The sequence below is a fragment of the Bacillus thuringiensis genome (assembly GCF_001595725.1).
Lineage (GTDB): Bacteria > Bacillota > Bacilli > Bacillales > Bacillaceae_G > Bacillus_A > Bacillus_A thuringiensis_K.
Genome location: NZ_CP014282.1, coordinates 1,325,080 through 1,344,784, shown reverse-complemented (window position 1 = coordinate 1,344,784; position 19,705 = coordinate 1,325,080). Strand labels below are relative to the sequence as shown.

Sequence of the window (19,705 nt, the reverse complement as noted above, 5' to 3'; positions counted from 1 at the left end):
TACACTAATTAAGAATTTATTACAGAAAGCAAGGGATCAGATTTTGTATAGAGCAGCTATTCCAAACTTATTTACGCTCGGAAATTTATATAGCGGATTTTTATCAATCGGCTATGCATCTTTAGGATATTATAAATCAGCTGCTATTTTAGTACTTATCGGGATGATGTTAGATAGTCTTGATGGTCGTGTTGCTCGTTTATTACGTGTTGATTCACAAATGGGAAAAGAGCTCGACTCGCTTGCAGATGTCGTAACATTTGGTGCAGCACCAGCTGTTTTAATGTATTACACATCTTTCTCAAACTACGGAATCATCGGATTATACATAGCGGGATTATTCCCTCTTTTCGGAGCATATCGTTTAGCACGATTTAATGTAACACCATCTTCTACTTCAATGAAATATTTCACTGGAGTACCGATTACAGCAGCGGGAGGGCTTGTTGCTTTCTTAACATTATTTTCACATACCATTCCAAAAATCGTTCTTATTACCGTATTTGTAACGTTCGCATTTTTAATGGTGAGCCGCATTCGTATCCCAAGTTTAAAAGATGTACCAATTCCACGATATAGCATCATTATTACACTATTTTTAGTTGGAATCATTATTACAATGTATCAAACAGGATTTGGAAATTTTTCTGTTTTCTTATTCATTGCCATTCCACTATATATTTTGTACATGTTATCTCAATTCATTAGACAAAGACCGTCTAAAAAAGCGAATAAAGAAAAATAAGAAAACCTTCCGAGTCCGGAAGGTTTCTTTTTATTTTGTAACTAATACCTTTTGATTTACAGGTGTTACTGGCTCTTCGCCGTTTAATATAGCTAAAATATTTCTGACAGCCATTTCAGCCATCGCATCACGAGTTTCAAATGTTGCATTCCCTACGTGTGGAGCAAGTACTACATTCTTTAATTCTTTTAGCTCTTCTGTAATTTTCGGTTCAAATTCAAACACGTCAAGAGCTGCTCCTTCAATTTCATTCGTTTTTAATGCATGAGCAAGTGCTGCTTCATTCATAATTGGTCCACGTGAAGCATTTACAATATACGCTGTTTTCTTCATCATTTTAAACTGCTCTTCATCAATCATATGATGTAATTTTGGATTATAAGCACAGTTAATTGTAATAAAGTCTGCTGTTTGTAATAATTCTTCCAACGTCACATACGTTGCTCCCAGTTCACTTTCAGCTTCAAACTTACGATTTGGCCCTGTATATAAAACATCCATTCCAAATGCTTTCGCACGTTTTGCAACAGCCTTCCCGATTTCTCCAAGACCTATAATTCCGATTGTCTTACCATGGACTTCTCGTCCTAAGAAAAATAACGGTGCCCATCCGTTAAATCCAGTCGTACGACATAACGTATCCCCTTCAGGAATTCTACGCGCCGCTGCTAAAAGAAGTGCAAATGTTAATTCTGCAGTCGCTTCCGTTGATACTTTCGGTGTATTCGTAACTGCAATTCCTTTTTCACCCGCATACGTGTAATCAATATTGTCGTAACCAGCACCATAGTTTGCAACAATCTTTAAATGAGGTGCTGCATCAATAACTTCTTTTGGCACCTTTGTCGAAAGTAAACTTAACAATGCATCTTTATCTTTTACACGCTCTGTTAATTCATCTATAGAAATTAACTCCTCTTTATCGTACATTTCTACATCATGATCTTTTAATAGTTCTAATCCAATTTCCGGAATTTTTCCTGCTACTAATATTTTTGCCACTACTAACACCTCTTCTATAGAAAATAAGATATCTCTTATATTTCATTGTAAGAAATCCACATATAAAAACCAAGGAATTTGATTATAGTTTTAAAAATCGACACTTTTCCATGAAAAAAGAGGAGATGTAACTCTCCCCTTTTCTTACGCTTTTTCCTGCGATTCTTTTCCAAGCTTCACATCAATAGTTCCTTCTGCAACCGTATCGCTAATTTGCTCCTCAATAACCGATTGAGATGCAGCATTCGTTTCAGAAGTATAAGCTTGTTGCTGTGTACCTTGTACATTTTGTTTATTTTGTTGTTTCGCCATTTCTTACCCTCCTTTTCATTCTTTCTTATTTTGAACAAAAAGGACGGTTTTCATCAAAAAATTGCGTTTCATTTTGAATTTGTTACTTCTTCTTCAAGCGACCTCATTACTCTTGCTCGCTTCGTAAATGTTGCAACCTGAGTAACACCGTGAGCTAGTAATGTTTGTACATTTTCTTGTACATAATTCCCTAAATCATTTGGATAATGGGCATCCGAAGAAATCGTAATTGGAACACCATACTTAGCTAATACTTGTAAATATAGTGGACTTGGGCACATTTCACGAACAGGATAGCGATAGTATAATCCTGCATTTATTTCTGTTGCCGTATTCGTTTCTACTAACGCACAGGCAATTTCCTCATAATAAGAAAGCTGTTCATTCTCATCCAATCGATAATTAAATACCTTTATATTATCAAGATGAGCGATAATATCAAATAACTCAGTACGAATCGCACTCTCAACTGTTTTAAAAAACATATCATATAATGCGCGTAGGTCATGCTTCTCAAAATATTCTTTCGTATCTGGATTATCGAATCCCCAGCCATTTAGAAAATGAACGGAACCAATTATATAATCAAAGTCTCCTAGCGCTAATAATTCTTTTAACTCTCCTTCACAACCAATAAAATAATCCGCTTCAATTCCAAGTTTAAGTGTGACACCTCTTTTACTCCATCGTTCTTTCGCCTCTTCAATGACCTTTGTAAAATCATACAGTGAAACTACCCTTACTTGATCTAACCATTCCTTCTGTATACGACCGAGCTTAGAATCACTAATATCTACATATTTTTCATAATATCCTTTCGCTTCATGAAAACGATATAAATGATCAACAATCCCAACTTCTGTTATACCTTTTCGCACAGCTTCTTCTAAATAGAGGTCCATCCATTCTGTTGTAAATGGCCCTTCCTTCACACGCTTTTGCAAACGCTCTTGTGTTTTCATAAGCCAATCAATAGAATGCCTTTCTTGAAGCGGTTCATAACATTCCAGCGCTTCATTTATTTTAGCAAGCCATCCTATTGAATACGGTCCTTCTTCTAAGTGAAGATGATAATCTACTTTCATATACATTCCCCCTTATAATGTATCTATTTCCCTTCTATCCCCAACTCTCGAAAGCTTTCCATTTCGTTCTTTCACCTCTCGCATGACATCTTCCAATGTAATATTTTTTTCAGCTAATAAAACGAAACAGTGATAAAATACATCAACCATTTCTTTCACTACTTCTTCTTTATCATTATTTTTACATGCGATAATTACTTCAGCACATTCTTCACCAATTTTCTTTAAAATTTTATCTTCTCCTTTTGAAAATAAATAATTTGTATACGATTCAGGAAGTGGGCTTTCCTTTCGTTCTTCAATTGTTTTATACAGCAACTTAAAGGCATTTTCCATATGTATCCCCCTATAGAATTTGATAGTGAAAACATGTCTTCTCTCCCGTATGACAAGCAGGTCCTACTTGTTTCACATTCACAACAATTGAATCTTGATCACAATCTAAATATAAAGATTGCACATATTGAACATTCCCTGATGTTTCCCCCTTATTCCATAACGACTGCCTCGAACGAGAATAAAACCATGTTCTTTTCGTCTCTAACGTTTTTTCATATGCTTCTTCATTCATATAAGCTAGCATTAAAACTTCTTTCGTACCTTCTTCGATGACAATTGCTGGTATTAATCCTTTTGAAAAATTAGGTTTCATAACCGCACCTCAACATTTGCATCTCTTAATTTTCGCTTTACACTCTGCACTGTCGCCTCACCATAATGAAAGATGGATGCCGCTAACGCTGCATCAACTGTTGTCTTTTGAAAAACTTCTATAATGTGATCCGTATGACCACAGCCCCCTGATGCGATGACTGGAATGGAAACACTTTTTGAAATTTCTTCTGTTAAACGAAGGTCATATCCGCTTTTCGTTCCATCTGCATCCATACTCGTTAACAAAATTTCACCTGCTCCAAGTTTAACAACACGCTTCGCCCATTCTATGGCATCCATTCCTGTGTCAACTCTTCCGCCGTCGACATATACGTTCCATTTACCTTCTGCTACTTTTCTAGCATCAATTGCCACGACAATACATTGTGATCCAAAGTGTTCTGCCCCTTCTTCTATTAACTTCGGGTTTCGCACTGCCGCTGAGTTTATTGAAACTTTGTCTGCTCCAGCTCTTAGTAAATTGTACATATCTTTCACACTTGAAATCCCCCCGCCAACCGTAAGAGGAATAAATACTTTAGCTGCTGTTTTTTCTACAACATCTATAATCGTTTTTCTTCCTTCATGAGTCGCCGTAATATCTAAAAATACGATTTCATCTGCCCCTGCCTCGTTATATGCTTCAGCTATTTCAACCGGATCACCGACATCTTGTAATCCTATAAAATTTACACCCTTTACGACTCTCCCTTCTTTCACATCTAGACATGGAATAATTCGTTTCGCTAACATAACTTCGTTACCTGTAACACTTCTTCTAAATCAATCGTTTTTTCGTAAAGCGCCTTTCCAATTATGACACCATATATATTCATATCATTTAACTTTTTCACATCTTGAATAGATGCCACTCCTCCAGAGGCGATGAGACGAATGCCCACACTTTTTTGAAGTATCGCTAATTGTTCAAAATTTGGACCTGCAAGCGTTCCGTCTTTCGAAATGTCTGTAAACACAATCGTTTGAACACCTAAACTTTCCATTTGTTTCGCTAAACTAACGTAAGAAATTTCAGACAGATCAAGCCAACCTCTCGTTGCTACGAAACCATTTTTCGCATCAATTCCAACAATGATTTTCTCTTTATATAGACGAACTGCTTCCTCTAAAAATGACTTATTATAAAGAGCTGCTGTTCCTAAAATCACTTTTTCTACACCTGCTGACAATAACTTCTCCACCGCTTTAAGTGAACGAATTCCTCCTCCCACTTGCACAGGAATACGTACCGCCTTGCAGATTTTTTCAATGACGGGCAAATTTAACGACTCGCCAGCAATTGCACCATCTAAATCAACAATGTGTAGTATTTCCGCTCCAAGCTTTTCAAATATGATCGCCTGCGCTACCGGATCTTCATTCATCACCGTTTCTTTACTAAACTCTCCTTGATAAAGTCTAACGCATCGCCCTTCTTTTAAATCGATAGCTGGGAAGATTTCCATGCTTCTACCACTCCTTGAAAATTTTTTAATATTTGCATGCCAATTTCGCCACTTTTTTCTGGATGAAACTGTGCACCAAATACATTTCCTTTCGCGACAAACCCTGGTACTTGCATTCCATAATCACTTACTCCGCATACAATTTCATCTGGACAATCCGCGTAATATGAGTGAACATAATACACGAAAGAACCATCCACTAATCCATTCCAAAGCGAAAATTCTCTTTCCTTCCTTAATTCATTCCATCCCATATGAGGAATTTTATACGAAACTTTTAACTTACGAATTTCACCTGGTAGTAAACCTAACCCGCTACAATCTTTTAGTTCCTCACTTCGTTCAAATAAAAGTTGCATGCCCAAACATATACCGAGGAGTGGTTTTCCTATGTCACAAACTTCTTTTAGTACACACACTAAATCTCTTTCTTCTAATACATCCATCGCTTTCGGAAATGCACCTACTCCCGGTAGAATCACGCCATCGCTTCTCAATATCTCTTCTTTATCACTCGTTACAATGTACTCTGCCCCAATATATTTTAATGCTTGCTCTACACTGCGAATATTCCCCATTCCATAATCTATAATGGCAATCAATTACAACATCCCTTTCGTTGAATTTACACCAGTAATGTTGGCATTTTTTTCGACCGCTTCTCTAAGCGCTCTACCAAAAGCTTTAAATAATGCTTCAATTTTGTGATGTGTATTACTTCCGTATAGAACGCGCGCATGTAATGTAATATTGGCAGCATGTGCGACTGCTCTAAAAAATTCTTCCGTCAATTCTGTATCAAAATCCCCGAGCTTCGGATTTGTTAATTCCCCTTGAAATACACAATATGAGCGTCCACTTATATCAATTGCGACAAATCCTAAAGATTCATCCATCGGTACATACGCAGAACCGTAACGATTAATTCCCTCTTTGTTTTGCAATGCTCCTTTCAAGCAATTTCCGAGTACAATTCCAACATCTTCAACGGTGTGATGTGCATCGACAAATACATCACCTTCTGCTTCAACTTGCAATCCAAATCTTCCATGTCTAGCAAATAAAGTCAGCATATGATCGAAAAAACCAACCCCCGTTTGAATAGATACACTCGTACTTTCATCAAGCTGCAAATTTAATTTAATTTTTGTTTCTGTCGTCTCACGTACTTGACTGGACTGACGCATTATTTTTCCTCCTCAAACCTTATTTGGATTGCTCTCGCATGTGCATGTAACCCTTCTTTATTTGCAAGCTCTACAATATGATGCTGTACATTTTTTAATGCTTCCTCTGTATAAGAAATAAAACTTGATTTTTTCACGAAATCATCGACTGATAACGGAGAAAAAAATCTTGCCGTTCCGCTCGTTGGTAATACATGATTCGGTCCCGCCAAATAATCCCCGAGCGGTTCAGGTGCATATGGCCCAAGGAAAATAGAGCCTGCATGTTTCACATAATCTAGAGCATTCATTGGTTCTTTTATATGTAACTCTAAATGTTCTGGAGCAATTTCATTTGATAACTTTAGTGCCTCCTTTAAAGAAGGAACGATAAAGATGGCTCCATTTCTATTTATCGATTCACGTGCAATTTCACTTCTTGGCAACGTTTCTAACTGTCTTTCTACCTCTTTTTCTACTTCTTTAGCTAGTTCCATATTCGTTGTAATACAAATCGCCGTTGCTCTCTCATCATGCTCCGCTTGCGATAATAAATCCGCTGCGATATATTTTGCATTACCTGTTTCATCCGCGACAACTACAATTTCTGATGGACCAGCAATCATATCGATATTTACTATTCCGTATACTTCTCGTTTCGCTAGAGCGACGTACAAATTTCCCGGTCCAACTATTTTATCCACTTTCGGAATCGATTCCGTCCCGTATGCTAAAGCAGCAATTGCTTGCGCGCCACCAATCGTATAAATTTCATCTACCCCCGCAAGATTTGCAGCAGCTAATATGTGAGGATTAATTCCTCCTTTACTCGGCGGTGTTACCATTACAATCTTTTTCACACCTGCGAGTTTCGCCGGCAATACATTCATTAATACTGAAGAAGGATATGAGGCTGTCCCACCCGGTACATATACACCTACATTTTCTAACTGCCGAATGAGCTGCCCTCTAATTATGCCTTTACTTTCACAATCGAATATTGAGTACTTCTTTTGCTTTTCGTGATACGAAACAATGTTTTTCTTCGCCTCTTTTAAAGCTTCTAAAAATGAATTCTCTACAAACATACTCGCTTGCTGTATTTCTTCTTCACTTACACGAAAATCTTTCATCTCTACACCATCAAACTTTTTTGTATAGAAAGATAAAGCCTCATCTTTCCCTTCCCTTACATTTCTAATGATTTTTCTTACACTTCTTTGAACAGTTTCTTCTATTATATTAGCGTTTTCTCTTAGCACTTTTATTTTAGATAATGCCTCCTTAAAATCTTCATAAATGATTTCCATTTTAAGTCCTCCTATTTCCCTGATAAGATTTCTTGCTCCATCATATTTATAATACTGAATATTTCGTCTTTTTTAGTTTTTAAGGCTGCCTTATTTACGATCATCCGAGCCGATATAAAGTGCATTTCCTCAAATACAATAAGTCCATTCTCTTGTAATGTTTTTCCTGTTTCAACAATATCTACAATCGCATCTGCCAATCCAAGAAGAGGAGCAATTTCTACAGAACCTTCTATTTTAATAATTTCTACATCCTCTCCCTTATCATGAAAATAAGTAGAAGTAATATGTGGGTATTTCGTAGCGATTCTTTTCTTCCGGTAACTCTTCGGATTATACGTAGGAATAGAAGCAACACAAAACTTACAAATCCCCACTCCTAAATCCAGCATTTCATAAATATCTTTCTCGTTTTCCATTAAAATATCTTTTCCAACGATGCCAATATCAGCTACCCCATGTTCTACATAAGTAGCAACATCGACCGCTTTTACTAAAATAAATGAAACATTTGTATTTTTACTTTGAAATACAAGCTTCCGACCTTTATTTTTGAGCTCGGAACAATCAATTCCAATCTGCTCAAAAAGTGGAATGACATGTTTTTCTAATCTTCCTTTCGTTAACGCAATTTGAATGTTACGCATGAAGCCTCTCCCTCTTTCTGGACTACCCATTTCTCATTCCATACATATTCCACTAAGTATTCATTCTTTGCCTCAACGACCGTTCCTATTTTATTTTTTCTTGCAAATTGAAAGGTATCGCTTAAATTAGAGAATAGAGATAACCAAGCATTTTTCCCATCCTTTCGAAGTAAATTTCGTAGCCTTTCTGCTTCCGCTAATCTATTTAACTCATAATGAATCACAATATCAATTTGATTTCGTTCATATGGTTCTTGCTGCTCTTGCAGCGCCTTCACAATTTGATTTACTTGTACCGCGAGTCCAACAGCTGGCAGCATTTCTCCAAAATTCCCAATTAGCTCATCGTATCTTCCGCCACTAACGATTTCTTCTCCAATTTCATATATATATCCTTTGAAAATAACACCCGTATAGTAATCTAAGTGTTGAATCATGCCCAAATCAATTGATATGTAAGAACCATATCCTAACATTTCAATTGTTTCATACATTTCTTTTACTCTTGCAATTGCCATTTTCATTTCATTACTTGAAGCAAGCTTTTCTGCTTCCTCAATAACTTCTAAATTTCCAAATAGCCTTGGTAATTTCTCAAGTAATCTTACTGTCTCATCGCATCGATCTAATTTCTTTTCTCTGATAAAATTTGAGAGGGCAGCATAATTTTTACTTTCTATATACGTTCTAAGTACCCTTTCTTCTTCATCCTGGATGGAGAGTTTTTTTACAATACATTTATATAACTGGACTTGCCCAATCTCAATTGTAAAAGATTGCACCTTCAACTTTTGAAGTGCTTGAATGACACTTATTACACATTCAATTTCAGCTCTTACATTATCAATCCCAATAACTTCAATACCACTTTGTACGATTTCATTATATTTTCCAGAATGGGATTCATTCGCTCGAAATACATTCCCGCTATACGTCACTTTAAGTGGCGTATCCCATCTCTGTGTTCCAATAACTCTCGCTAAAGGAATTGTCATATCTGGACGTAAAACGATAATCCTTCCCTTTTCATCAAAAAATTTATACATCTTCTCTTCATCTATCGGTCTATTTTGAAATGCAAAAACATCATAAAATTCAATTGTAGGTGTTCTTATTTCCTCATAACCTCTCTCTAAAAAAGTAAGCCTTAATTTTTGCTCCACTTCTTCAATTAACGTACATTCTTCGAATAAATAATCTCTCGTTCCATTCGGGTTTGCCCGTTTCCATTTTGTCATTTGAATTTTCACACCTTTCCCCTTCTAATGTATGCCTATTTCATTCACCTAAGCCGAAAATAAAAAGAGCCTTGTAGACAAAATACCTACAAGGCTCTTCAGTAGAGTGTAGGTACAACGGGAATAACCCTTGTACCTACACGTTTTCACGCTAGGTTCAAGGGTTTCATGTATGATGATGTAGTTGTGTAAGCATTGTAATAGATTGCACGATATTCATAATACTTACTCCCTTTCTCCTCTGATTTTCACATAGTATATAACAGTTCATTTTGAATGTAAATACATTTTAAATATTACGTTATTTCTTAATATACAGCTACCTTTCTTTCATACTCTTTTATTTCTTTTTCATATTGCATTGTAATACTAATTTCATCTAAACCATTTAATAACTTCTCTTTCCACATTTTCTCGATTGTAAAATGGAATCTATGCGTATTCGTTGTCATTATTTCATTTTCTAAATCAACTATGATTTGTTCCCTCGCATCTGTTTTAGCAAGTTGTTCACGCATATCTTTATCCATTACAATCGGTAACATGCCATTCTTCATACAATTCATATAAAAGATATCGGCAAATCCTCCAGCGATAATAACGCGGAAACCATAATCAGCAAGCGCCCACGGAGCATGTTCTCTAGACGAGCCACATCCAAAATTATCACCTGTGATTAATATGCTGGCTCCTTTTCTTTCTTGTGCATTCAGCGGGAAATTAGGGTTTTCTTGGCGATTATTATCATATCGCCACTCATCAAATAAAAACATTCCAAACCCAGTTCTTTCAATTCTCTTTAAATATTGCTTCGGAATAATTTGATCTGTATCAATGTTATCATTCATCAGTACTGCGGCAGTACCTTTATGAATACGAAATGGCTCCATCATAACTCTCCTTTCTAATATCAACAAAATGACCATATAACGCAGCCGCTGCCGCCATTGCCGGGCTAACTAAATGCGTTCGTGCTCCCTTTCCTTGTCTTCCTTCAAAATTGCGATTTGACGTAGAGGCACAATGTTCTCCTTCAGGCACTTGATCTGGATTCATACCTAGACACATTGAGCATCCGGGCTCTCTCCATTCAAATCCAGCTTCTTCAAATATGCGATGTAATCCTTTATGCATCGCCGCTTCTCTTACCCTTTGAGATCCAGGTACAACAAGTGCTCGCACACCTTCTTTTACTTTTTTACCTTTCACGACAGATGCAGCAATTTCTAAGTCAGAAAGCCTGGAATTTGTACAAGATCCAATGAAAACATGTTGAACTGGAATGTCATACGTACTTTGTCCGGGACTCAATCCCATATAAGAAAACGCTCTTTCGTCATTTGCATCATGCTTTTCTGGCAATTTCTCATCGATCCGAACACCCATACTAGGATTTGTTCCCCACGTAACGTACGGCGCTAAATCCGCAACATCTACTAGAATATGTAAATCATAAACTGCATCTAAATCTGTATAAAGTTCTGACCATTTTTTCTTAATAGATTCATAGTCTTTCGGTGCATATTTACGCCCTTTTACGTAAGCAACTGTTTTTTCATCTGGTGCAATAATGCCAGCCTTTGCTCCCCCTTCAATTGCCATATTGCAAAGCGTCATCCTCTCTTCCATACCCATAGCATGAATGGCCTCTCCGTAAAATTCCATTACGTAACCTGTTCCAACTGCTACTCCGTACTTTGAAAGAAGGTGTAAAATAATATCTTTCGCATAAACACCTTGCGGTAACTTTCCTTTTAACTCAATGCCCATCGCTTTCGGCTTTCGTTGCCATAACGTTTGCGTTGCCAATACATGTTCCACTTCACTCGTACCAATACCAAACGCTAGTGCGCCAAAAGCACCGTGTGTTGCTGTATGACTATCACCACAAACAATCGTTTTTCCTGGCTGTGTGAGTCCAAGTTCTGGTCCTATAACATGAACAATCCCTTGCTCTTCATCTCCGATATCCGCTAATGGCACCTGAAATTGTTTACAGTTTTCCCGAAGTGTATCTAGTTGCTGCTTCGCAATGCGGTCGGTAATATTCCAAACATCTTTCGTTGGAATATTATGATCCATCGTTGCAAATGTTAAATCTGGTCTGCGGACTGTTCGATTTGTAAGCCGCAAGCCTTCAAAGGCTTGCGGTGACGTTACTTCATGAACAAGATGTAGATCGATATATAATAAATCCAATCCATTTTCATTAGTCGCAACTACATGTCTTTCCCAAAGCTTATCTAGTAACCTTTTCGCCATTATCTTCCTCTCCCTACTAACGCTTGCTCTTCCATTTCTTGAATAACTGCCTTTGTAAATGAAGTTGTCGTTTCAGTCCCCCCGATATCTGCTGTACATTTTCCTGATTTAAGGACTGCAGAAACTGCTTCTTCAATTGCATAGCCTTCTCTCGTTAATCCGAACGATTGCCCAAGCAGCATTGCAACAGAACGCATCATCGCAATTGGATTTGCCTTATTTTTCCCCGCAATATCCGGTGCTGATCCGTGAATAGGCTCGTATAATGAAGGCCCCTTTTCAGCGTGACTTGCTGATGGAAGCATTCCTAATGATCCAGCTAATACTGAAGCCTCATCACTTAAAATATCACCAAATAAATTTTCCGTTACAATAACGTCAAATCTTCCTGGATTCCGAATTAATTCCATAGCTGCTGCATCTACTAAAATGTGTTCTACTTCCACATTCGGGTAGCGAAGTGCTACTTCTTCTGTCACAGTTCTCCATAATTTACTAGACTCTAAAACATTCGCTTTATCAATAGATGTTACTTTTTTCTTCCGCTTATTCGCTAATTGAAAAGCATACGAAACGATACGTTCAATTTCATGGCGATGATACGTAAGTGTATCTGTCGCCACTTCTTCCGTTCGCTCTTTCGGATAAGAAAAATAAATTCCGCCTGTTAATTCACGAACGACAACGAAATCAATTTCATCAGCGTTTTTTAATGGTGATAAATGTGCAGTTGCACTTTCTACCGTTACAGGGCGAACATTCGCAAATACACCTAGTCCTTTTCTTAATGCTAATAATCCTTTCTCAGGCCTTTCTTTCGCACTATCCCACCTTGGTCCACCTACTGCTCCAAGCAAAACCGCATCACTCGCTAAACAGGCGGCAAGTGTTCGCTGTGGTAATGGTTGCCCAGTTAAATCGATAGCGACACCACCAAAATACTCATCTTGCAAATGAAAATGATGTCCATATAGCCTTTCTACCATATGCAATACTTCCTTCGCACTTTCCATTACTTCTGGACCAACACCATCACCAGCTAAACAAACGATACGTTTTTCCATTTTTAACACTCCTTTTAACAGAATTTTCAGAACTTTAATTTGATAGGTGAGGAAAGCTTCTCTCACCTATCAAATATTTATTTCACAAGCGCTATAAGAGATTTTAATTTCCCTGCTGCATGGACATAAGCTCTCGCCGACGCTTCCAATACGTCTTGCGCAACTCCGAAACCTGATATTTGGTGACTACCTTCTTTTAATTCAACATGAACATGAGCAAGTGCATCTTGACCTTGTGTAATAGATTGTATGCGATAATCCGCCAATGCACATTCTAATCCTAAAATTCTTTGGATTGCATTATAAATCGCTTCAATACTACCAGAGCCAGTAGCTGCATCTTCATATACATTTCCTTCCTCATCTTTTAGTACAACTGTCGCGCATTGTGTACTATTTGATACGAAATGTACTTGTAATTGCGTAATGTTATATTGCTGGGCTGCAAATGCTGCTTCACCAAGCATAAGTGCGCGTAAATCTTCTTCAGTAATTTCCTTTTTACGATCAGCTAATTTTTTAAATGCTTCAAATACTGTATCCCGCTCTTCGTTTGTAAATTCATAGCCAAGTTCTTTCATTTTTTCTGTAAACGCATGACGCCCAGAATGTTTTCCAAGTACAAATAGGTTTTGAGATTCGCCTACTAGTGCTGGTTCAATAATTTCATATGTTGTCACTTCTTTTAATACACCATCTTGATGAATTCCTGATTCATGAGCGAATGCATTCGCTCCAACAATCGCTTTATTTTTCGGCACCACCATACCTGTTAATCTGCTTACCAATGTACTCGTCGCCTTAATTTCTTTTAAAGTCATCGAAGGCTCTGCTTTATAGAAATCTTTTCTAATATGAAGAGCAACTGCGACTTCTTCTAACGCCGCATTCCCTGCTCTTTCTCCAATGCCATTAATCGTTCCTTCTACTTGCAGTGCTCCCCCTTCAACTGCGGCTAGCGAATTTGCTACTGCCATCCCAAGATCATCGTGACAATGACAAGAAAAAATTGCTTTTTCATATGAAGGAACGGATTCTTGTAAGTATTTAAAAAGAGAATAATACTCTTCCGGATTCGTATATCCAACTGTATCCGGAATATTAATTACATTCGCTCCTGCGCGAATCGCAATTTCTACTGCTTCAGCTAAAAATGCTCTCGATGTTCTTGTCGCATCTTCTGCAGAAAATTGTACTGTCGGAAATAATGATTTCCCGAGCGTAACCGAGCGATGAATACTATTTAACACATCTTCTTTTGACATACAAAGTTTATATTTCATATGAATATCACTCGTAGCTAGAAATACGTGTAGACGAGGAGATACAGCACCTTTCACAGCTTCATATGCTCTTCGAATGTCACTTTCTTTCGCTCTAGCTAAACTCATAACCGTAGCATTTTGAATTGTATTCGCAATGCGCTTTACCGATTGGAAGTCTCCTTCGGAAGCTGCCGCGAATCCAGCTTCCATTACATGAATACCAAGCCTCTCTAATTGTCTAGCAATTTGTAATTTCTCTTGTTCATTTAAATTCACTCCTGGTGATTGTTCGCCATCACGTAGCGTCGTATCCATGAACAAAATCTTCTTCATATTATTTAATCCCTACCTTTACTCGCGGCTGTACGAAAGGCATCATTTCACGTAATTTACGTCCAACTACTTCGATTTCATGTTCATTCTCTTTCTCATTTGTCGCATGGAAATTCGGTCTTCCTGCTTTATGCTCTGCAATCCAACCTCTTGCAAATGTACCATCTTGAATTTCTGCTAGCACTGTACCCATCGCTTTCTTCGTATCTTCAGTAACAACGCGTGGTCCTGATACGAAGTCTCCCCACTGCGCTGTATCTGAAACTGAATATCTCATATTTTCAAGTCCACCTTCGTACATAAGGTCAACGATTAGCTTCAGTTCATGTAAACATTCAAAATATGCAAGTTCAGGCTGATACCCCGCATCAACTAACGTTTCAAACCCTGCTTTTACAAGTGCAGTCACTCCGCCGCAAAGCACAGCTTGCTCTCCAAATAAATCTGTTTCTGTTTCTTCTTTAAACGTCGTTTCTAGTACACCAGCTCTCGTTGCTCCAATTCCGTCAGCATAAGAAAGTGCTTTTTCAGTCGCAACTCCTGTTGCATCTTGATATACTGCAAATAATGCAGGAACAGCCCCTCCCTCGGCGAACGTACGGCGTACGAGATGCCCCGGTCCTTTTGGCGCTACTAGAAATACATCTACATTAGCTGGTGGTTTTACTTGATCAAAGTGAACATTAAATCCATGTGCGAACACGAGAGAGTTTCCAGCCTGTAAATTTGGTGCAATTTCAGCTTCATATACTTCTGGTTGTAATTCATCAGGCAGTAGAATCATTACTACATCAGCTTTTTCCGCTGCTTCTGCTACTGTATATACAGAAAACCCATCTTCATTCGCTTTATCCCAAGACTTACCCTTTCTTAAACCTACTACTACATCAAATCCGTTATCACGTAAATTTTGCGCATGCGCATGACCTTGCGAGCCATATCCGATGATTGCTACTTTCTTTTCTTTTAATACATTTACTGTTACATCTTTCTCATAATAAACTTTTGCCATTTTCATTTCCCCCTATATTTAAATGATTATTGGATTAACATAACTTGCTTATCTTGTTTTTTCATACTACGCGTAAAGGCTGTTACACCTGTTCTTGCAATTTCTTTCAAACCGTATGGACGAAGTAATTCAATTAACGCTTCTACTTTTTCCTGAGTACCTGTTACTTGCACAACTATGGAATCCTTCCCAACATCTATTACAGCGGCTCGAAACGGTTCAATTAAACTGTATAATTCAGCTCTTGCTACTGAAGTCGCTACTTTAATAAGTGCAAGTTCTCTTGCAATCATCGCTTCTTCTGTAATATCTGATACTTTCAAAACATCAATTTGCTTATGAAGTTGTTTAATTAACTGCTCGACTTGCTGTTCACTTTCAACGTGTACAACAATCGTCATCCGCGATATGTCAGATGATTCCGTATGACCTACTGAAATACTTTCAATATTAAAATGTCTTCGTGTCATAACCCCTGTAATTCGGTTTAACACACCACTTTGATTTCGAACTGTCGCTGTAACAATTCTCTTCACCCTTTTTCCACTCCCTCCATTTGGTGAACACCTTTTCCTGGTGCAACCATCGGCATAACCTTCTCTGATTGAAGTACACGACAATCAATTACGACTGGCTCTTGTAATTCAATTGCATGCTGGATTTGCTTCTTTGCAAGAAGTGGATTGTCAATACGAACACCTTTTATGCCATATGCATTCGCAAGAGCGACGAAATCTGGTTGGCATGGCAATAAAGAGTGCGAATATCTTTGGTTGTAAAATTCATCTTGCCATTGTCTTACCATTCCTAAAGCTTCATTATTTAAAATAAATACTTTAACAGGTAAAACGTGTTCTTTTAATACACTTAATTCTTGCAGAGTCATTTGAAACCCAGCATCACCAACAATTGCAATAACTAATTCTTCAGGCTTTGCAATTTGCGCACCGATTGCTGCTGGAAATCCGAACCCCATCGTTCCTAATCCGCCAGAAGTTACCCATTTATCTGGATTTTTCAGCGGATAATATTGTGCTGCCCACATTTGGTGTTGCCCAACGTCTGTTGTTACAATCGCTTCTCCCTTCGTAATTTCATATAGCATATCAATCGCATATTGAGGTTTAATACGTTGAGAATTTCGTTTATAAGAGAATGGATATTTTTCTTTTCTACTCTTTAATAAAAAGAGCCATTCATGATGATTTTCTTTCTTTCCTTCTGATTGAAGCAATACTTCTAACGCCTGCTTAGCACTTGCAACAATAGGAATCTCTGTTGGCACATTTTTCCCGATTTCTGCTGGATCAATATCGATATGTGCAACAGTCGCCCCTTTAGCAAAAAAAGCTAAATTTCCAGTAAGACGATCATCAAATCTCGCGCCTATATTAATGAGTAAGTCGCATTCATATAATGCCATATTGGCTGTATAAGAACCGTGCATTCCCCCCATCCCTAGAAATAGTTCATCATCTGGCGGAAAACCACCAAGTCCAAGTAATGTATGCACAACAGGGATTTCATATTTACGAGCAAAACTTGTCAATTCTTTCGACGCTTTCGCGTGCAATATACCCGCTCCAGCTAAAATTAACGGTTTTTTTGCGGTTTCAATTACTTGTAGTAATTTGTTTATTTGAAGTAGATTCGGTTCATAATTAGGGTTATATCCTGGTAAATCCATTTGTACATTGCTACATCGCTCACCTTTCTCGACTACCATATCTTTCGGAAGGTCAATAACGACTGGTCCTGGTCTTCCTGTTTTAGCAATATGAAATGCTTCTTTAATAATCCGAGGTAAATCTGAGGCCTTTCGCACTTGATAGTTATGTTTTGTCACTGGCATCGTAAGTCCCATAATATCTGCCTCTTGAAAAGCATCGCTCCCAATTAACGTTGTTGCTACTTGGCCTGTAAATACTACAAGTGGCAATGAATCAATCATCGCATCAGCTAGACCCGTAATTACATTTGTAGCACCTGGTCCACTCGTTGCAATTACAACCCCTGGATTCCCTGTAATTCTGGCATACCCTTCAGCAGCGTGAATCGCCCCTTGCTCATGCCTTGTTAAAATATGTGGAATTTCACAATCATACAATGCATCATAGAGAGGTAAAACGGCACCACCCGGATAACCGAAAATCACTTCTACGCCTTCCTTTTCTAGCGCTTCTAACAATAGCTGTGCACCAGTTGCCAGTTTCTCTTCCGTTTTTGAAGACATTGTTCTTATAAGCCCCCTTTTTCAAACTTTTATACAATAAAAAAACCCTACGTCCACACTCCAGCTATGTGCTGAAGGGACGAAAGATTTCGCGGTACCACCCTTCTTTGCAAGAATACTCTTGCCTCAGTGATCCATAAATGGATCTAGCTAATAACGGAGCTACCGTCTAAGCCTAGACAAATGCTTTAGCTTAGCACTCAAGGGCGATGTTCGTCGACGTGAACCATCGGTTTTCAGCAACCACCGACTCTCTGTGAGGCTTCACAATCAACTACTCCTCCCTATCAACGCTTTCTTATGTTAAAAAAGTTGTTATCCAACTTTGTTTTCTTCATAAATTTTCTCTCCATCTTCTACAACTAACTTACGAAACTCTTCTAATAAACGGTTCGTATGTGGACCTGTTTGCCCTAAGCCAATCGTTCTACCATCTACTGTCGTAACAGCAATAACTTCAGCAGCTGTTCCTGTTAAAAACACCTCATCAGCTACATATACATCATGTCTTGTAAATAACTCTTCTCTTACGTCATATCCAAGTTTTTCACCAATTTCTAAAATGGCGTTTCGTGTAATACCTTCTAACGCTCCAGCAGAACTTGGTGGTGTAATTAATTTATTTCCTTTAACAATAAACACGTTATCTCCTGATCCTTCAGCTACATATCCCTGATCATTTAACATAAGTGCTTCTTGTACTCCAGCTAATTTCGCTTCAATACGAACTAAAATATTGTTTAAGTAATTTAAAGATTTTACTTGAGGGGATAAAACATCGGGACGATTTCGGCGCGTTGCAACTGTTACAACTGGAATCCCTTTCTCATAATATTCTTGTGGGAATAAAGATAATTGTTCTGCAATTACTACTACATTCGGCTTCTTACATGAATCGGGATCCAATCCAAGATTTCCTGCTCCTCTTGATACAACAAGTCGAATGTATCCATTAGATAATTTATTTTGTTGAATTGTCTCAACAACAATATTTGTTACTTCATCTAATGAATATGGAATTTCTAAAAGGATTGATTTTGCTGATTCATACAACCGGACAAGATGCTCTCTCAAACGGAAAACATTACCGCTATAAACTCTAATTCCTTCAAATACTCCATCGCCATATAAATAGCCATGATCATATACTGAAACTTTTGCTTCATCTTTTGGAGCAAATTCTCCATTTAAGAAAATCCATTGCTCATTCACTAGAAGCGCCTCCTATGTTCTATGAATTTTTTATTGTTTCCTAGTTTACTCTCCTTTCTAAATAAATCAAGTGAATTTTTAGAAAATTTATAATTTTTAATCGTACGTACTTCTTTAATTATATTGATTTAACAACATTGTTAACGTTTACAAAAAGTCAAAAAATTTTTTTCGCCAATTTCCACTAAAAAAATATTTGTTTAAAAGAAGGATTTTCATCAATTGATACGAATCTATTGTATTCAATAAACGGACATCCGATTTTATAAATCCGGGAATATATAACGACTTTTGGTGAAAAAGGGGGAAAATAACAAAAATAGCGCTGTCTAAAAATAACATTCATATTTTTCATTTCGTAATCATAATCCTATTTTTAAAAAACAATTTGTCAAAATAAAGGAGGAAATAAATATGGCGTGTGTACAAATTAAAGGAACGAGACAAGAGGTAGTAGAAATGCTGCAATTATTTGATCTAATGGATACGAAAGGTTTTTGTAAATTCGATAATTACGTAGAGGTAGAACCAAATACGAAAGAACATAATCATTTTATTGCTTCAATTGACATCCATTCAAATACTTCTTCAGCACAAGATACATTAAACGACCAATTCGTTAGTCAAATGCTTACTGGCGTATATAACGACTAAACAAAGATTTACTTCCTACCGTCTTTTCATAAATATATGCAGTGA

22 protein-coding genes and 1 other annotated feature are annotated in these 19,705 nt (G+C 37.5%); of the genes, 2 read left to right on the top strand and 20 right to left on the bottom strand.

The features are described 5' to 3' along the window. The first annotated feature begins 43 nt into the window (after positions 1–43). On the top strand, positions 44–745 hold the full coding sequence (gene pssA / locus AXW78_RS06855) for a CDP-diacylglycerol--serine O-phosphatidyltransferase (protein ID WP_000285417.1): 702 nt from the start codon (positions 44–46) through the stop codon (positions 743–745). A gap of 30 nt (positions 746–775) precedes the next feature. Here pssA and AXW78_RS06850 read toward each other — a convergent pair whose 3' ends face one another. The 20 genes from AXW78_RS06850 to ilvE form a co-directional block, all read right to left on the bottom strand. Beyond that, complete coding sequence (locus AXW78_RS06850; RefSeq protein ID WP_001062832.1) at positions 776–1,747, bottom strand: NAD(P)-dependent oxidoreductase; 972 nt, start codon at positions 1,745–1,747, stop codon at positions 776–778. A gap of 144 nt (positions 1,748–1,891) precedes the next feature. Next, on the bottom strand, positions 1,892–2,059 hold the full coding sequence (locus AXW78_RS06845) for a YozQ family protein (RefSeq protein WP_001118886.1): 168 nt from the start codon (positions 2,057–2,059) through the stop codon (positions 1,892–1,894). Positions 2,060–2,127: 68 nt separating this feature from the next. Continuing rightward, on the bottom strand, positions 2,128–3,144 hold the full coding sequence (locus AXW78_RS06840; RefSeq protein ID WP_000861842.1) for a histidinol phosphate phosphatase domain-containing protein: 1,017 nt from the start codon (positions 3,142–3,144) through the stop codon (positions 2,128–2,130). Between the two features lie 12 nt (positions 3,145–3,156). Further along, complete coding sequence (gene hisE, locus AXW78_RS06835) at positions 3,157–3,480, bottom strand: phosphoribosyl-ATP diphosphatase (protein ID WP_000426357.1); 324 nt, start codon at positions 3,478–3,480, stop codon at positions 3,157–3,159. 10 nt (positions 3,481–3,490) lie between these two features. Beyond that, on the bottom strand, positions 3,491–3,796 hold the full coding sequence (gene hisI / locus AXW78_RS06830; protein WP_000803965.1) for a phosphoribosyl-AMP cyclohydrolase: 306 nt from the start codon (positions 3,794–3,796) through the stop codon (positions 3,491–3,493). Next, entirely contained in the window at positions 3,793–4,551 is a 759-nt protein-coding gene (hisF, locus tag AXW78_RS06825; protein WP_000880107.1) for an imidazoleglycerol phosphate synthase cyclase subunit, read from the bottom strand. The genes hisI and hisF overlap by 4 nt, the downstream gene beginning before the upstream one ends. After that, positions 4,545–5,264 carry a 1-(5-phosphoribosyl)-5-[(5-phosphoribosylamino)methylideneamino]imidazole-4-carboxamide isomerase gene (gene hisA, locus AXW78_RS06820; RefSeq protein WP_000402292.1) on the bottom strand — a complete coding sequence of 240 codons (720 nt, stop codon included), beginning with the start codon at positions 5,262–5,264 and terminating at the stop codon, positions 4,545–4,547. Before hisA ends, hisF begins: the two co-directional genes overlap by 7 nt. Further along, complete coding sequence (hisH, locus tag AXW78_RS06815; RefSeq protein WP_000560354.1) at positions 5,237–5,866, bottom strand: imidazole glycerol phosphate synthase subunit HisH; 630 nt, start codon at positions 5,864–5,866, stop codon at positions 5,237–5,239. Before hisH ends, hisA begins: the two co-directional genes overlap by 28 nt. After that, positions 5,867–6,451 (bottom strand): imidazoleglycerol-phosphate dehydratase HisB, encoded by a 585-nt coding sequence (gene hisB / locus AXW78_RS06810; RefSeq protein ID WP_001249955.1) that lies wholly within the window; start codon positions 6,449–6,451, stop codon positions 5,867–5,869. After that, positions 6,451–7,740 (bottom strand): histidinol dehydrogenase, encoded by a 1,290-nt coding sequence (gene hisD / locus AXW78_RS06805; protein ID WP_000402928.1) that lies wholly within the window; start codon positions 7,738–7,740, stop codon positions 6,451–6,453. The genes hisB and hisD overlap by 1 nt, the downstream gene beginning before the upstream one ends. Before the next feature lie 11 nt (positions 7,741–7,751). Beyond that, the gene (gene hisG / locus AXW78_RS06800) at positions 7,752–8,387 is read right to left on the bottom strand and encodes an ATP phosphoribosyltransferase (protein ID WP_001244491.1); all 636 of its coding nucleotides are present in this window, start codon (positions 8,385–8,387) and stop codon (positions 7,752–7,754) included. Next, positions 8,363–9,625 (bottom strand): ATP phosphoribosyltransferase regulatory subunit, encoded by a 1,263-nt coding sequence (locus tag AXW78_RS06795; protein WP_033672964.1) that lies wholly within the window; start codon positions 9,623–9,625, stop codon positions 8,363–8,365. Before AXW78_RS06795 ends, hisG begins: the two co-directional genes overlap by 25 nt. A 308-nt stretch (positions 9,626–9,933) precedes the next feature. Next, positions 9,934–10,515, bottom strand: a complete 582-nt coding sequence (gene leuD / locus AXW78_RS06790; protein WP_046945107.1) for a 3-isopropylmalate dehydratase small subunit — start codon at positions 10,513–10,515, stop codon at positions 9,934–9,936. Beyond that, positions 10,493–11,887, bottom strand: coding sequence for a 3-isopropylmalate dehydratase large subunit (leuC, locus tag AXW78_RS06785; protein WP_061883924.1), 1,395 nt, complete (start codon positions 11,885–11,887; stop codon positions 10,493–10,495). The genes leuD and leuC overlap by 23 nt, the downstream gene beginning before the upstream one ends. Next, positions 11,887–12,951: a 3-isopropylmalate dehydrogenase gene (gene leuB, locus AXW78_RS06780; protein WP_000415382.1), complete on the bottom strand. Its 1,065-nt coding sequence runs from the start codon at positions 12,949–12,951 to the stop codon at positions 11,887–11,889. Before leuB ends, leuC begins: the two co-directional genes overlap by 1 nt. Before the next feature lie 77 nt (positions 12,952–13,028). Beyond that, positions 13,029–14,549, bottom strand: coding sequence for a 2-isopropylmalate synthase (gene leuA, locus AXW78_RS06775; protein ID WP_046945109.1), 1,521 nt, complete (start codon positions 14,547–14,549; stop codon positions 13,029–13,031). A gap of 1 nt (position 14,550) precedes the next feature. Continuing rightward, positions 14,551–15,561 (bottom strand): ketol-acid reductoisomerase, encoded by a 1,011-nt coding sequence (ilvC, locus tag AXW78_RS06770; RefSeq protein ID WP_001151743.1) that lies wholly within the window; start codon positions 15,559–15,561, stop codon positions 14,551–14,553. 26 nt (positions 15,562–15,587) lie between these two features. Then, positions 15,588–16,097 carry an acetolactate synthase small subunit gene (gene ilvN / locus AXW78_RS06765; protein WP_000822953.1) on the bottom strand — a complete coding sequence of 170 codons (510 nt, stop codon included), beginning with the start codon at positions 16,095–16,097 and terminating at the stop codon, positions 15,588–15,590. Next, a complete protein-coding gene (gene ilvB, locus AXW78_RS06760) occupies positions 16,094–17,794 on the bottom strand; it encodes an acetolactate synthase large subunit (protein ID WP_061883923.1) in 1,701 nt (566 codons plus the stop codon). The genes ilvN and ilvB overlap by 4 nt, the downstream gene beginning before the upstream one ends. A 72-nt stretch (positions 17,795–17,866) precedes the next feature. Continuing rightward, positions 17,867–18,094, bottom strand: a binding site (T-box leader). Positions 18,095–18,109: 15 nt separating this feature from the next. Continuing rightward, complete coding sequence (ilvE, locus tag AXW78_RS06755) at positions 18,110–19,006, bottom strand: branched-chain-amino-acid transaminase (protein WP_061883922.1); 897 nt, start codon at positions 19,004–19,006, stop codon at positions 18,110–18,112. Positions 19,007–19,420: 414 nt separating this feature from the next. Between ilvE and AXW78_RS06750 the strand changes: the two genes are divergently transcribed. Beyond that, positions 19,421–19,660, top strand: a complete 240-nt coding sequence (locus AXW78_RS06750; protein WP_000752512.1) for a DUF3911 family protein — start codon at positions 19,421–19,423, stop codon at positions 19,658–19,660. The last annotated feature ends 45 nt before the right edge of the window (positions 19,661–19,705 follow it).

Bases quoted from the DNA above. Each gene is read 5' to 3' on its own strand.
- AXW78_RS06845 (WP_001118886.1), bottom strand. From the start codon at position 2,059: ATGGCGAAACAACAAAATAAACAAAATGTACAAGGTACACAGCAACAA.
- hisI (WP_000803965.1), bottom strand. From the start codon at position 3,796: ATGAAACCTAATTTTTCAAAAGGATTAATACCAGCAATTGTCATCGAA.
- AXW78_RS06750 (WP_000752512.1), top strand. From the start codon at position 19,421: ATGGCGTGTGTACAAATTAAAGGAACGAGACAAGAGGTAGTAGAAATG.
- leuB (WP_000415382.1), bottom strand. From the start codon at position 12,951: ATGGAAAAACGTATCGTTTGTTTAGCTGGTGATGGTGTTGGTCCAGAA.
- hisG (WP_001244491.1), bottom strand. From the start codon at position 8,387: ATGCGTAACATTCAAATTGCGTTAACGAAAGGAAGATTAGAAAAACAT.
- hisF (WP_000880107.1), bottom strand. From the start codon at position 4,551: ATGTTAGCGAAACGAATTATTCCATGTCTAGATGTGAAAGAAGGGAGA.
- hisE (WP_000426357.1), bottom strand. From the start codon at position 3,480: ATGGAAAATGCCTTTAAGTTGCTGTATAAAACAATTGAAGAACGAAAG.
- leuD (WP_046945107.1), bottom strand. From the start codon at position 10,515: ATGGAGCCATTTCGTATTCATAAAGGTACTGCCGCAGTACTGATGAAT.
- hisB (WP_001249955.1), bottom strand. From the start codon at position 6,451: ATGCGTCAGTCCAGTCAAGTACGTGAGACGACAGAAACAAAAATTAAA.
- ilvC (WP_001151743.1), bottom strand. From the start codon at position 15,561: ATGGCAAAAGTTTATTATGAGAAAGATGTAACAGTAAATGTATTAAAA.
- AXW78_RS06795 (WP_033672964.1), bottom strand. From the start codon at position 9,625: ATGACAAAATGGAAACGGGCAAACCCGAATGGAACGAGAGATTATTTA.
- leuC (WP_061883924.1), bottom strand. From the start codon at position 11,887: ATGGCGAAAAGGTTACTAGATAAGCTTTGGGAAAGACATGTAGTTGCG.
- hisD (WP_000402928.1), bottom strand. From the start codon at position 7,740: ATGGAAATCATTTATGAAGATTTTAAGGAGGCATTATCTAAAATAAAA.
- AXW78_RS06840 (WP_000861842.1), bottom strand. From the start codon at position 3,144: ATGAAAGTAGATTATCATCTTCACTTAGAAGAAGGACCGTATTCAATA.
- ilvB (WP_061883923.1), bottom strand. From the start codon at position 17,794: ATGTCTTCAAAAACGGAAGAGAAACTGGCAACTGGTGCACAGCTATTG.
- leuA (WP_046945109.1), bottom strand. From the start codon at position 14,549: ATGAAGAAGATTTTGTTCATGGATACGACGCTACGTGATGGCGAACAA.
- hisA (WP_000402292.1), bottom strand. From the start codon at position 5,264: ATGGAAATCTTCCCAGCTATCGATTTAAAAGAAGGGCGATGCGTTAGA.